The organism is Mycobacterium colombiense (assembly GCF_001953985.1).
Classification (GTDB): domain Bacteria; phylum Actinomycetota; class Actinomycetes; order Mycobacteriales; family Mycobacteriaceae; genus Mycobacterium; species Mycobacterium colombiense_B.
In genome coordinates, this window is the sequence record NZ_MBEI01000051.1 from 94,032 (window position 1) to 107,572 (window position 13,541).

12 protein-coding genes and 1 riboswitch are annotated in these 13,541 nt (G+C 64.4%); of the genes, 10 read left to right on the forward strand and 2 right to left on the reverse strand.

What is annotated here, in order from left to right; translation table 11 throughout:
* The first annotated feature begins 11 nt into the window (after positions 1-11).
* From A5732_RS13340 to A5732_RS13350, 3 genes are read left to right on the forward strand one after another with little or no spacing between them, the layout of a single operon-like run.
* Complete coding sequence (locus A5732_RS13340) at positions 12-1,562, forward strand: MutS-related protein (protein WP_253189058.1); 1,551 nt, start codon at positions 12-14, stop codon at positions 1,560-1,562.
* Complete coding sequence (locus A5732_RS13345; protein ID WP_076102436.1) at positions 1,559-3,064, forward strand: MutS-related protein; 1,506 nt, start codon at positions 1,559-1,561, stop codon at positions 3,062-3,064. Before A5732_RS13340 ends, A5732_RS13345 begins: the two co-directional genes overlap by 4 nt.
* 32 nt (positions 3,065-3,096) lie before the next feature.
* Complete coding sequence (locus tag A5732_RS13350; RefSeq protein ID WP_076102437.1) at positions 3,097-3,363, forward strand: hypothetical protein; 267 nt, start codon at positions 3,097-3,099, stop codon at positions 3,361-3,363.
* 65 nt (positions 3,364-3,428) lie between these two features.
* Here the strand turns inward: A5732_RS13350 and A5732_RS13355 are convergent, their stop codons facing one another.
* Together A5732_RS13355 and A5732_RS13360 are read right to left on the reverse strand one after the other, a co-directional pair.
* On the reverse strand, positions 3,429-4,664 hold the full coding sequence (locus A5732_RS13355) for an MFS transporter (RefSeq protein ID WP_076102438.1): 1,236 nt from the start codon (positions 4,662-4,664) through the stop codon (positions 3,429-3,431).
* On the reverse strand, positions 4,661-5,233 hold the full coding sequence (locus A5732_RS13360) for a histidine phosphatase family protein (protein ID WP_076102439.1): 573 nt from the start codon (positions 5,231-5,233) through the stop codon (positions 4,661-4,663). Before A5732_RS13360 ends, A5732_RS13355 begins: the two co-directional genes overlap by 4 nt.
* Before the next feature lie 215 nt (positions 5,234-5,448).
* Positions 5,449-5,522: riboswitch (Fluoride riboswitch) on the forward strand.
* Between the two features lie 55 nt (positions 5,523-5,577).
* Between A5732_RS13360 and A5732_RS13365 the strand changes: the two genes are divergently transcribed.
* The 7 genes from A5732_RS13365 to A5732_RS13395 are packed head-to-tail and all read left to right on the forward strand — an operon-like array spanning position 5,578 to position 13,518.
* On the forward strand, positions 5,578-6,033 hold the full coding sequence (locus A5732_RS13365) for an NUDIX hydrolase (protein ID WP_076102440.1): 456 nt from the start codon (positions 5,578-5,580) through the stop codon (positions 6,031-6,033).
* The gene (locus tag A5732_RS13370) at positions 6,030-6,989 is read left to right on the forward strand and encodes a respiratory chain complex I subunit 1 family protein (RefSeq protein WP_076102441.1); all 960 of its coding nucleotides are present in this window, start codon (positions 6,030-6,032) and stop codon (positions 6,987-6,989) included. The genes A5732_RS13365 and A5732_RS13370 overlap by 4 nt, the downstream gene beginning before the upstream one ends.
* Positions 6,989-7,672 (forward strand): hydrogenase, encoded by a 684-nt coding sequence (locus tag A5732_RS13375; protein ID WP_076102442.1) that lies wholly within the window; start codon positions 6,989-6,991, stop codon positions 7,670-7,672. Before A5732_RS13370 ends, A5732_RS13375 begins: the two co-directional genes overlap by 1 nt.
* A 4-nt stretch (positions 7,673-7,676) precedes the next feature.
* Positions 7,677-9,191 carry a proton-conducting transporter transmembrane domain-containing protein gene (locus A5732_RS13380; RefSeq protein ID WP_076102443.1) on the forward strand — a complete coding sequence of 505 codons (1,515 nt, stop codon included), beginning with the start codon at positions 7,677-7,679 and terminating at the stop codon, positions 9,189-9,191.
* A complete protein-coding gene (locus A5732_RS13385; protein ID WP_076102444.1) occupies positions 9,188-10,693 on the forward strand; it encodes an NADH-quinone oxidoreductase subunit C in 1,506 nt (501 codons plus the stop codon). The genes A5732_RS13380 and A5732_RS13385 overlap by 4 nt, the downstream gene beginning before the upstream one ends.
* Positions 10,694-11,500 (forward strand): NADH:ubiquinone oxidoreductase, encoded by an 807-nt coding sequence (locus A5732_RS13390; RefSeq protein WP_076102445.1) that lies wholly within the window; start codon positions 10,694-10,696, stop codon positions 11,498-11,500.
* Positions 11,497-13,518, forward strand: coding sequence for a proton-conducting transporter transmembrane domain-containing protein (locus tag A5732_RS13395; protein ID WP_076102446.1), 2,022 nt, complete (start codon positions 11,497-11,499; stop codon positions 13,516-13,518). Before A5732_RS13390 ends, A5732_RS13395 begins: the two co-directional genes overlap by 4 nt.
* Positions 13,519-13,541 lie beyond the last annotated feature (23 nt).

Here is a 13,541-nt window from a genome sequence, read left to right on the forward strand (position 1 = left end):
GGTAGAGGCAGGTGAGCGGCAAGATGACCTCATTCAAGAGCATCCTGTTCATGCACCCGGATGCTGGCGCGGGTATCGATGATCTCACTACGCCAGAGTGTTTCTCGGATCTGTATCTGGACCAGATCGTCAACGATGTCGTCCGGGGCAACGCCGACGAACATCTCGATCGTTACTTCTGCCTCCCCCTGCATGACATTTCGGCTGTTATCTACCGCCATGACGTCTTCCGGGACATGGAGCGTGACGACGTACGCGCGCCGATCGAAGCATTTGTCCGGGGCATGCGTACCATGCGGCAACGGCTCGACCGGGCCGGGCGGCTCTGGCATCCATTGCAACGGCAGGGCTGGTTTGTGTATGCAGTCGAGGCGTTTTGCGACGCGGTGGCCAAGCTGCGCGACGAATTAGAAGGCACCACCCTGTCGTCGCAAGGTCTACGTGAGTTCGCCGAGTATGTCGCGTCTTACGTGAATAGTGGTCGATTTCGGATGCTGGTCGCCGAAATCGGCGACATGCAAGCCAAATTGAGCAAGATCCGCTATGTGGTGCATATCGATGGGCTGAAGGTCCACGTCGATCGCTATGACGGCCAACCCGATTACAGCCTCGACATCGCCGCGACCTTCGAGCGGTTCGCCTCCGAAACGGTCAAGGATTATCACGTGCGGATGAAGGATTTCCCCGACATGAACCACGTGGAAGAGCAGGTTTTGCAGTGCGTTGCCAAGCTGTATCCCGAGCAGTTTAAGCACCTCGACGCATTCTGCACTCAGCATCGGACCTACTTGGATGCCACCATCGCACGATTCCACCGCGAGGTGAACTTCTACCTTTCCTACCTCACATTCATCCGCCGCTTCACTGACGCCGGGCTGAGGTTCAGCTATCCAAGTATCACCGATGATCCGGGTTCAATATATGCCGAGGATGCCTTCGATCTCGCACTAGCGGCGAAGGCAGTAAAGGACGGTAACACTGTGGTGTGCAATGACTTTCGCCTCGAAGGACCCGAGCGGATCTTTGTGATTACCGGACCCAATCAGGGCGGCAAGACCACATTGGCACGCACGATCGGCCAGCTGTCGTATCTGGCGACACTCGGTTGCCCCGTGCCGGCCGGCGGAGCCACACTGACGCTGCCCGACGATATCTACACGCACTTCGAGCGCGAGGAAACCCTGGACACGCTGCACGGCAAGCTCGACAACGAACTGGTGCGAATTCACGAAATCCTGTCACGGGCCACTCCCACGTCCATCATCGTGATGAACGAAAGCTTCTCGTCCACCACCGTGGATGACTCCCTGCAGATCGGCGCCGAAGTCCTCGAACGGATTATCGCGCTCGACTGCGTGGCGGTTTACGTCACCTTCCTTGACGAGCTCGCGAGCCTGCATCGAGCGTGCGTCAGCATGGTCGCTGAAGTGGCATACGACGATCCCACAAGGCGCACCTTCAAATTCACGCGACGGCCGGCCGACGGCCTCGCCCACGCGGCTGCACTGGCAGACAAATACGGTCTCGCGCGCGATGTGCTGGTGCGGAGGATTGGCCAATGAAAGTCCGATTGCTGCACCCCGAACGCGACATTGACTTGTCACCGCGGCTGCCCAACACGCTGACATTTCTCACCGAGGATGATCTGGAGCTTCAGAGGCTCTATAAGGCCATGGCGGGCGGCGACTCTTTTCTGCTCGAAGTCGCCAAGAAGGTGGTCCCGCTCAGTGTGTCCGACCCCGACGTCATCGTCTATCGCCAGCACATACTTGCCGATTGCCTGGCGAATCGCGATGTTGTCGAGCACATGTACGCGATCGCTGTCGAAGGTGACGAGGTGCGGCGCAAGGTGTACCTGGCCGGTTTGGTGTTCCGTGATCCCGGCCAAATCCTGAGCGGATCCGTGCGGCTGCTAGGACCGCTGGTGGATAACCTCAAAGAATTGCGCAGACTCTGCGACGAGCATGCAGACCGATTTCGTTCGGGCGGATTACGCCAGCTGACGACAATGATCGCCGATCAGCTTACCGACGACTACTTGCGGCAACTCGTCGAGCACCTCACCGAGCTGAACCTCCCACGGGGCACACTGCTTTCGGCAACACTGGGGCCGGGTAACAAGGGGCACGATCACACGCTGCATGTGCCGCCGCGACGAGGCTGGTGGGACAAACTCACTGGAAACCACACCGGCTATGGTTTTGAACTCGATCCACACGACGAGGCCGGCTCACAGGCGCTGGCCGATTTGGCCGGCAAGGCTCTCAACGACATTGCCAACACAGTCACCCAATCCGCCGACCACGTGCGAGGATTCTTCGGGCGGCTGCGCACCGAGCTGGCGTTCTACTTGGGGTGTGTGAACCTGTACGACAGGCTCACCAAAGCCGGTGTGCCGACTTGCTTCCCGGAGCCGACCCCCATCGGCACACGAACCTTCACATGCCGTGATCTCCGCGATGTTGGTCTCTGCCTGGCTACCGAAAAGCCCGTGTCCGGTAACGCCATTGACGCCGACGGCGCCTCCCTGATCGTGCTTACCGGTGCCAACGAGGGCGGCAAGTCGACGTTCCTGCGTAGCGTCGGCACCGCGCAACTGATGATACAGGCGGGCATGTTCGTCACAGCGCAATCGCTGCGCACGAACGTCGTCAACGGCGTGTTCACCCACTTCAAACGCGAAGAAGACGACACCATGACGCACGGCAAATTCGATGAGGAACTAGCCCGGATGAGCGCGATCGTCGACGTCGTCGGGCGGCAGTCGATGCTGCTGTGCAACGAGTCGTTTGCGTCGACCAATGAACGCGAGGGAGCCGAGATCGCCCGCGGGATCATTGACGCGATGCTCGAATGTGGCGTCAAGGTGGTATACGTGACCCACATGTATGATCTCGCGCACGGCCTGTATCGGCGCGAAGACGCTGAGTATTTGTTCCTTCGCGCCGAGCGACGCCCCGATGGCGTGCGCACCTTCCGGATGACACCCGCCGAGCCCAAACCCACTAGCTACGGCGGCGACTCGTTCCGGCGCGTGTTCGGTGCGCCAGCCGGTGCACAGTAAGAATTGCAACGAGGGTAAGCCAATTTGGTGTCATGCACGAGGATTTGGGGATCGGAATGTACGTGCTCACCGTCACGACCTTCGCGGACACCTGCTCGGGGCGCTCACGCACCGTCTCGGTCTACGACAGTTACCAGGCCGCGCGTGCGGGTGCCGGTGGGAGTGCTGCCGTGGACCATCTGACGGTTGACACCCGGCACTGCTGGAAGGTGGGCGCAGAGGTTGTCGCTGCGGATGGCGTGTTCGTTGACAGTGATGGCGTGGCATTGTTTGGTTTCCGCATTACGCAAGAGTCCTGATCGGACGCCACGCACTCGTTCCGGTCGCATGTTCGGGAGGCACCTGACGGTGCCAGTTACCGCAATCAGGCTGACTCAGAGTCGAATCGGTGATCAGCCGGGCGACGCAGCATGCCCGAGGCCAGAACCGCAACGAACATCCACGCGGCCGCATAGGCGAACGCGGCCGCCGGGGAAATTACCGTGTACAAAACCCCAGCAACCATCGTAGCGATGACATCACCCCCCGCCTGCACCACGCCCAAGACACCGAATCCGCTGCCGCGCAGGTGGTCCGGTAGCAGCTGAGCCACCACCGTGGATTCGGTGGGTTCGGCCAGCCCGATGCCCGCCCCGGCGGCGCCGAAGGCCACCACAAGGAGCCATATGCTGTGCGCGCCCGCAGCGAAGAGCCCGTACCCGATCACGTAGACCGCGGCCCCGGTGGCGAAGACGATGCGTGGCCCAGCACGGTCATACCATCGGCCCGCAACCAACGAGGCAAGCGTCGCGATCATGTTGTGGCTGGCGTAAATCAAGATTGCAAGCGACGTGGCCGCGGTGACCGATCGGTATGGCGTGCTCAGTAGCTGGGTGGCACGAAGGATCAGCAGTGTGGTCGCGACGTTGCCAAACTCAAAAAGCGCCACCGGCGCCAGCGCGCGAAGCATTCCGGCGTTGCGCAAGGCCGCCAAATCAAGCCGGCGCCGCGCTGCTACACCGTTAGCACGGGTGTGCCGCCGGCCCTCCCGCGCGGCCACAAAGATCGCGATGGCGGCGAATACACCTGGGATTGCGGCCAACAGCAGAGCCGAGCGCACACCCACCCAAGCCACGAGGCCGGCCGCCAGCAGCGGCCCAGCTACCGCGCCCAGATTGTCACCTGCGCGCTCGAGGCCGAACGCTCGCCCGTGGGCCGCGGTCGGGGTAATCGACGCGAGTAGAGCGTCGCGCGAGGGTGAACGCAACCCACGAGACACCCATGCCAGCGCACGCAACACCCCTGCCTGCCATACCGTGGCCGCCAGCCCGATGGCCCCCGTGGCAACAGCGGTGCCGAGGTAGCCACCGGATGCGGTGCGCGCTCGCTTGCGCGGATCATTGGCCAGCGGCCCGCCAACGAGCTGCATCACCCCAACCAGCGCGTCGCTGAAGCCATCAATCACGCCCAGGGCCGCCGCGGAACCGTGCAGCGTGCTCGTCAAGAATGTCGGCAGCAGCGCGGTCGTAATTTCGTGGCCGGAGTCGGAGAAGAAACTCGCCGCCCCGACGGCGCCGACACCGGGCGTCAACCAACGCTCGTCGGACCTCACGCGAGTCATTCCGGCTTGCGATCGTAAAAATCGACTCGCCACCCTGCACCGCTGCGGCTGAGCTGGTTGTAGCAGGCCGTGCGCTGCTCGATGCCCTCCAGAGCGGGATCGAGCATTCGAAGGAGCGCGGTGTTGAACGCATCATGAGAAACCATGACCAGCGGCCCATCGCGGTATTCGTCGGCCAACTCGATGAATGCCGCCAATGCACGCGCAGCTACCGCGTCTGCCGGCTCGACGCCAGGTGCGGCATCGACGCTGCCGAACCGTTGTTCGACCTCGGCGCGTGGCTGACCGGTCCACGGCCCATAGTCGCGATCGTTGAGCCGCTGATCGACCTCGACGCGGACGTGTGACGCGGCGCCGATCGCTTCTCCGGTGGATACCGCCCGCTGCAGTGGACTGCTGATAACTACCGTCGGCCGAAACGCGGCGAGCGCCTCGCCGAGGCGCTTGGCCTCCGCCTGCCCAACGTCGTCGAGCGGGGGGTCGGATAGGCCGCGTAATCGTCCGTCAGCGTTGAGTGCGGTGCGTCCATGCCGGGCCAAATAGACCCGGTCGATACCGCTGGCAGGCATGGCTCTCCTTCCGTTCGTTAGGAGCCATCAACCCGTCTGGGCGGTTCGGACACGTAGCGTCATCCCGGCGGAGATCCATCGCCGCGAGCAAGCCTACCGGCCAAGCCATACCGGTCGCCAAGGGGCGACGGGAGCCACCCTCGGCGCGCCCTCAGTAGCCGACCACAACGGTGTCGCTTGACCGGCCGTAGGACTGTTGATTAACTGATACCAACTGGATGACTGGCGATGGTGCCCGCCCGGAAGGTGACTTCCGAACCGCCACAAGGCTGATGGCCCCTGCGAACAAAGGAGTCGCAGGTGGCCTTTATTGCTTTTGGGACGCACCCGGGCGCGGCAGCTCGATGACATCGGTGGAAGATTCGCCGGTTGAATTGCGTTGTGCAGTAGCGGTCGTCCGTGGTGATGCTGTCCTGTTGGTGCAGCGTTTCGATCGCGGTGATTGGGTACTGCCCGGCGGCCGTCCACACCCACACGAGGGGCTAGCATCATGCGCGCGGCGCGAAACCCGTGAAGAGACGGGTCTCGACGTCTTCCCAAACAGATGCGCCCTGGTCCTAGAGGTCAATGACCCCGTCAACCATCATCGCGTCGTCGAAATCATCTTCATCGCCGAAGAATTCGACACCGCTTCGCGGCTGGCGGGCGAACCGGGCCGTCAGCCCGCATGGGTCCGATGGGACGAACTGAAGACACTCATCCTGCGCCCGCCGATCGCCGGCTTCCTCCCCGACCTGCGCCGTGGCGGTTACGCCCGCTACCTCGGCAACATGTGGCGCCCGGATTGGGGCGATCGATGACGAGTCTGCCGCTGCCGTTCGTGCAGGTGCTGCAGGTGCTGACCGTGGCGGCCGGCGCACCGGCGGTTACCGGGCTCATCGCCTGGTTTGAGGCCAGGCTGCAGGGCCGGCGCGGTCCGCGGATCCTGCAGCCGTATTTCGACCTGTCCAAGCTCTTTGCCAAGGAGAGCCTCACACCGGTGGGCGCCGGACCGTTCTTTCGGCTGGCACCGGTGATGTCCCTCGCCTGCTACCTGACGGTTCCGATGCTGATTCCGGTACTGACGAGCTACCCGCTGCCGCTGGGCTACATGGGCGATATCCTCGGTGGCGGCCTCATTCTCGCGTTCGCGAGCTTCGTCGTCGCGGTCGCAGCGGCCGAAACAGGTGACAGCTATGCGCAATTAGCGTCCAGTCGCGCCAAGACTTTTGCTGCAATCACCGAGCCGGTAATGCTGCTTGTGTTCTTCGCTGTCGCGTCGATCACCACGACGGATTTGCCCTATGTGCTCGGCGCGACGGTGCGCAGCGGCCCCGACCAGATCGTGCGCCCAGCGCACCTGCTGGCCTCCGCAGCGTTGTTTATGGTGATTCTGTACGAAACCGGCCGAATTCCTGTCGAAACCCACACTGGCACTACGGAATTTGGGATGATTGAAACGGGTCGGTCCTTCGAGTATTCCGGCCCAGATCTGGCGCTGCTGCATTGGGGCTCGGCGGCCAAACAGCTTGTCCTGTATGTAATTCTCCTGAACGTTTTCGTCGCCCCCTGGGGCATGGCGTCGACTACGCATCCGCTTGACGTTGCGTTGGCGGTCCCGGCGCTATTGGGCAAGGCGGCGCTGCTTGGATGCGTGATCGCGGTGTTGGACAACAGTTTCGCCAAACTTCGGCTGTTCAAGATCACCGAGTTCGTCTCGGCCGCCCTACTGCTCTCGGTTCTCGCGGTATTCACTCTGTATTTAGGAGGTGGCTAATGAGCGCGCTGGCGGCCAGCCAGACCGTGCCCACCGTGTTCGACGGTATCGCGAACACCGTCGCGGTCGTCGTGCTGCTGCTCGAATTCGGGATGCTGCGCGCGACGCTGCTGCGCTCCCAGGTGCGCCTGTACGCAGGACAATCCCTGGCGGTGAGCGTGCTGGCCGCGGTCGTTGCCTACGGCCGCAATGTTCCCGAACTGTATGCACTGGCAGTCCTTTCACTACTGCTTAAGGTGGTCGTAGTCCCTCTGGTTGTGCTGGCGCTCTTGCGCGACGCGCGCGCGGAGATCGCCGGCAGCGGCGCAGTTGGAGTGGCCAACCAGGTGCTGGTGGCCATCGGTATCACCGGATTCGGGTTCTTCTCCGTAGGAATACTCGGGATTCACTCATCGGTGCTACCCACAACCGCGCTGAGCCTCTCGGTGGCCGTGGTCTTGGTCGCGTTCGTGCTGATGATCATGCGCCGCGACGTCGTGAGCCAAGCCATCGGATTCTTCTCTCTGGAGAACGGCGTCTCGCTCGCCAGCCTCGTGGTTGCGGCAGGCATGCCGCTGATTCTCGAAGTGGCGTTCCTGTTCGATCTGCTCGTCGCGGTCGTGGTCTTCGGCGTGCTGATGCGCACACATCACCGCCGCACCCGCTCACTATCCACCGAAACCCTGGACCGGCTGAGGGGATAGCGAAATGTCTGTGCTGCTCGTCCTTCTGGTCGCGGTGCCCGCGCTAACAACCCTCGCCTGCGTCGTGGTGCCACGGCAAGTTGCCGCAGCGCTGACGGTGGCGACCGGCTTTGCCACTTTTGCATTCGCAGTGGCGCTCATCGTGCCCGCGACTAATCACACATTGACTGCACTGCGTTACCTGCGCGCCGATGCGCTGTCGGTTGTCTTCGTGTTGGCAACCGCCTTTCTGTACATGACGACTGCCATTTACACCGTTGGCTATCAGGCCGCCGAAGCCGCATCGGTCGCGGCAGGTGCCGAAGACCGGCGCATCTTCGCCCGCTATAGCAGACTCTTCTACATCGGCCTCAATGCGTTCGCATGGTCGATGCTCGCCGCGCCGCTGGTCAACGGGCTGGCGCTGGTGTGGATCGCCGTGGAGATCACCACCGTCGTCTCAGCGCTCCTGGTGGCCCTGGACGACACCGAGGGCGCGACCGAGGCGGCATGGAAATACGTTCTCATTGCTTCGTCAGGGCTCGGCATCGCCCTGCTGGCAACGATTTTCATGTACTACGCCGGCTCCACGGTGCTCGGCGAATCCTATGACTTGGCGTTCGACCCGCTGCTGCGCGGTGCTGCGAACATGCCACACACTCCGGTGGCGCTTGCCTTTGTGCTGGCCGTTGTCGGATTCGGCACCAAGGTCGGACTGTTTCCGGTGCACACCTGGCTACCCGACGCGCACGCCGAAGCCCCCACCCCGGTCTCGACGCTGCTATCGGGATCACTTCTGGCGGTGTCGTTCTACGCGATCCTGCGGTTTTATCAGATCGCCATCATCCCACTGGGCGCCCGCTTCCCGCAGTTGGTGTTGCTGATATTCGGCGCCGCCTCCCTGCTGCTGGCGGCGTTGTATCTGCTGGAACAGCGTGACATCAAACGACTGCTTGCCTACTCAAGCGTCGAGCACATGGGCATCTTGACGATTGGGGTGAGTTTCGGGGTTCCGCTTGCCCTGGCCGGTGTGCTGCTCCACGTGTTGGCCCATGCCGCAGCCAAGGGCAACGCGTTCATGGGCGCCGGGGTGCTCGTGCGGAAATACGGCACCAAGGAACTTCACCGCATTCGCGACGCAATGTCGCGGCTGCCGTGGTCGGCGCCGATGTTCCTGTTGGCGGTATTCGCGCTCGCCGCAATGCCGCCATTCGGGTTGTTCCGCAGCGAATTTCAGATCATCGCCGGAGGGTTGACCGATCGCCGTAACGCCGCCGCGGTGGCCTTGGTATGCCTGGTCACTGTCGCGTTCGCCGGGCTCACCGGCGCCACCACGTGGATGCTGTTCGCGCCCTCGCGCTCCGACGGCCCTGGGGCCGCGACGGCCGCCGCCATGGAGCGCGGCGAGCCCAGCGCCTGGATGGTGATCCCCGTAGTGATGGGTATCGCGGCGCTGCTGCTGCTTGGCCTTGCCCCGCCGGGCGACCTGATCCAACTGCTCACCCACGCGGCGAATGATTTGGCGGGAGCCGGCCGATGACCACCGCGGCCACGATGGAAGTCCGACTGCCGCTTCCCGAATGGCGGGCCGAAGTACTGACTCGCCTTGGCGCCGGCGCTCGCTTCGGGGGATTGTATTGCACCCACCAAGAAGACGAGGACGCGCAACTGCGCGCACTCTTGGTCACCCGCATCGGTGTCGAATGTCTATCCGCCGAGCTAAGCCCCGGCGCCGACGGCGGCTTAACCTATCCGGCGCTGACATCAGATGTGCCCGCGGCATTTTGGTACGAGCGTGCCCTGCACGACTTGTCCGGGGTGACACCGCTCGGGCACCCGCGGTTGGATCCGTTGCTGCTGCCGTGGGAGCCCGGCCAGCTGCACCCACGCCCAGGACATCGCGAACCCGGCGGCGAGGTGCCGGCAAGCGACCGGCAAGGTCCGGTCGACGTCACCGGGCATGGCGTGTTCACGCTGCCGCTAGGACCCGTGCGCTCGGGCGTCTACGAATCGATCGAATTCCTCATCGAAACGCCGGGAGAAGATATCCCGCACTTCAACATTCGTCCTCACTACAAGCACCGGGGTATCGCCAAACGCTTCGAAGGCCTCGGCGTCGACGACGCCATCTTCATCGCTGAACGCGTCGAGGGCATCGCCTCCGTCGCCCATGCCCTTGCTTTCGCCCACGCAGTAGAGACCCTGGCCGAGATTGAAATCCCGCCACGCGCCGAGCTCATCCGTGTCATCCACGCAGAACTCGAACGCATCGCCAATCACCTCGACGTGGTCGTGCGGCTCTGCGACGCTGCCGGCCTCGCCATCGGTAACGCTCGCTTCGGCTGGCATAAAGAACAGGCCATGCGACTGGTATCGCATCTGTGCGGCAATAGGTTTGGCCGCTCGGTGGTGTGCGTCGGTGGCGTATCCGCATCACCGCGCATAGATCCGCCCGCCCTCCACGCCGTTATTGGTGATTTGGCGCATCGCATCCGCGCGGATCGGCGTGCGTTGATGGAGAGCCCGTCGTTCCTGGACCGCATCCGCGGCACCGGTCGGCTGGACGGAAAGCTGGCGGCCTCCCATGGAGCGTTGGGACCGGTCGGTCGCGGGTCGGGGTTCGACGACGATGCCCGGCTCTATCGGCCGTATGACGGCTATCCAGTATTGCCCGTGTTCGAGCCCGCCGTTAGCGCGGATGGCGACGCGATGGCGCGTCTGCGGGTCCGGTGGGCCGAGATCGACGCCGCCGTCGACCTGATCGAACATGCTTGCCAGCGGCTCAGTGGGCCGGTCGATGGGAATCTGAATGTACCGGTCAACCCGCACGACGGCTTCGCCACCGGCTGGGCCGAATCACCGCAGGGCGAGGTCCTCTACGGCCTGGAGCTGCGCGACGGCCGAGTCGGGCGCTGCTTTGCCCGCACACCCTCGCTGCACAACATGGTGCTCTTCCACGACGTCTTCCACGGTGACGTATTCACCGACTTTCCCTTCATAGAGGCGAGTTTCGGCCTCTGTTATGCCGGGGTGGCGATGTAGATGGTGGTGTTTTTCCGCGGTTTGCGTGACGGCCTGCTCACCACGAAATGGCCGAAGCGTCCTGACACTTACTTCAACGCGTTCCCCGCCGCGGTCGAGGTCTTGTCCCGCGATCGTCGAGTTGGCCATCACGTCCCGTTGCGCCAAGCCCTCGACGCCGCCGCTGGGTGTCCCACCGAGGCGATCGCCGTCGCCGAGATGCCCACACTGGACAGGGGTAAATGCATCTTGTGCGGACGCTGCGTCGCCACCGCCCCGGACTGGTTCGGATGGGCGCACGGCGCCGACACCGCGCGGTTGCAGCGTGGCGGTCTGGTGGTCTCCCCTGTCCCCGAAACCGATGAGGCACTCGATGGGGTGCGGGCCGAGCTAGCCAAACGGGTACGGCGGCTGCGCCGTTCGGTGCACCTACGCCACGTCGACGCCGGCTCCGACGGCAGCGACGAATGGGAAGTACAAGCCCTCACCAATCCCGTATACGACCTGCATCGGCTGGGCATCTTCTTCACCGCGAGCCCGCGCCACGCGGACATGCTGCTAGTCACGGGAATCGGGGCGGTCGGCATGACCGAACCGCTACGCCGCACCCTTGAGGGCATGCCCCGACCCACCGTGGTGATCGCGGTTGGCACCGACGCGATCAGCGGCGGCCTGGTCGGCGGCGGCTACACCGGCGGCACCGGCATCGGCGGCCTGCTACCTGTCGACGTGTGGATCCCCGGATCGCCCGCCTCCCCCTTCAGCCTGCTGCACGGCATTCTGCTCGCACTAGGCCGGCTCCCCGCCGTGTCAAGGAGGGCGTCATGATCGCCGCCGGGCTAGCACTTGCGGCCCTGGCTGTGGTCGCCGGATGGTCCACCAGCAAGCGGCGCGGACTGCGCCTGACGGCTTCGGCCGCGGTGACCGCGTCGGCTGTGGCTTTCGGCATTGCCGGTGCACGCGGGCTGGCCGGGCACCAAGAGCGGTTGTCGCTGGGTGCCCTGGGCGGGCTGGGCCCTGCGACCCTGCACGTTGACCCGTTGTCCGGACTGTTCCTGGTCATCGCGGGCGGGGTGGCCGTTCCAGCATTGTGCGCTGCAGCCGCGTTTGCCGGCCCCCGGCAGGGCCGATTGACTGCCGCGCTGGTGCTGACGATCGCCGCCGTCGCGGTCGTCGTCACGGCCGACAACGTTTTCGTCTTGCTGTTCGGGTGGGAAGCCCTGACTGTCGCGTTTTACCTGCTGACTGGATTCGACCGGAACCGGCCGGGGCGGGCACGCGCATCCTTTGTCACGGTCGTGTTTGGCAAGGTCAGCGGCGCGGCACTGCTGCTCGGTGGTCTGCTGCTGGCCGCGCACACTCACACCTTCGCCCTCGACGCCGCTGGCGTCGACCCACACAGTGCCCTGGGGCAGGCAGCCTACGCGCTGCTGTTGGCCGGGTTCGCGATCAAGGTCGGACTGTTGCCCGGGCACGTGTGGCTGCCGCGCGGTTACGCCGCCGCGCCTGGGCCAGCACGCGCGGTGATGGCCGGTGCCGCGGTCAATGTCGGCTTCTATGGCATGTGGCGTACCCTGCAGCTGTTCGGCGCCCCGCCGCTGTGGCTGGCGTGCGTGGTGCTGGTACTGGCCGGAATGAGTGCAATATTCGGCATCGCGCAAGCCGCGGTGCACCCGGACCTCACGGTGTTGATCGGCTGGTCGAGCGTGGAAAACGCTGGGCTCATCCTCGCCGCCTTCGGCGCTGCCCTGGTCGGCGCCGCCGCCGGTGTGCCGCTGCTGACTGCCGCCGGCCTGGTCGCGGCCACCGCCCAAGTCATTACGCACGCCCTGGGCAAATCACTGCTGTTCACCGCAGCGTCGGTGATCGAGGGCGCGACGGACACCACCAATTTGGATCGCCTGGGCGGCATTGTGCGTCGATTACCCTGGGCGGGAACAGGATTGGTGATCGGCTCGCTCACCTTGGCGGGACTGCCGCTGACGGCCGGGTTCGCCTCGGAATGGTTCATCCTGCAATCACTGATGCAGCAATTCCGGGTATCCAGCCTTGCCATGCAGTTGTGCACCGCCGTCGCCGGTGTACTCGTCGCCCTCACCGTCGGCGTCGCCGGCGTGACATTCGTCCGGGTCGTCGCGCTGACCGCGTTCGGCCCGCCCCGCATCGACGAACCCGCGTTCTACCCGGCCGGCACCCGTGTGGACCGCAACACATGGTTGCGGATCGGGATCGCCCTGCTCATCACCGGCTGCCTTGGCGTGGCCGCGCTGGCGCCGCTAGAGATCCGCGTCATCGCTCGCGGACTGGCCCCGCTCGTTGGCGACCAGGCGCGGGGTGCCAACGCCAAACCTTGGGTGCTGCAGCCCGTTTTCAGCGACTTCTCCGCGCTGTCGCCGAGTTGGCTGTGGATCGTGCTGCCCGCGATGGTCGTGCTCATCGCCGTGGTGGCCAGCGGGCTGGCCGGGCGCCGCCTGGACCGAGTGCGGTGGGTGGCGCCGTGGTCCTCGGCGTCGCCCGGTGTGGACCGCGGCGTCGGATACACCTCCTTCGCCTATGCCAACCCCATGCGCAACGTGCTCGGCAATGTCTTGTTGACCCGAACCGAATTACGCGGCGCCCCAGTCGAGCCGTCCACCCAGACCATCGGTCAACCCGTCCTGACCTACCGGGTCGAGGTGGTCGAAATCGTCGATCGTTATGTGTACCGACCGGCGATCGCGGCGTTGCTGGCTGCGGCTCGGGCGGCCAAGCGCCTGCAATCGGGTCGCCTCGACGCCTACATGGCTTACATGCTGCTCGCCGTGCTCGCCGTACTGGCCGTGATCATCGCGGTGTCGCGACCATGACCACCCGAGCCGGCAGCACACAA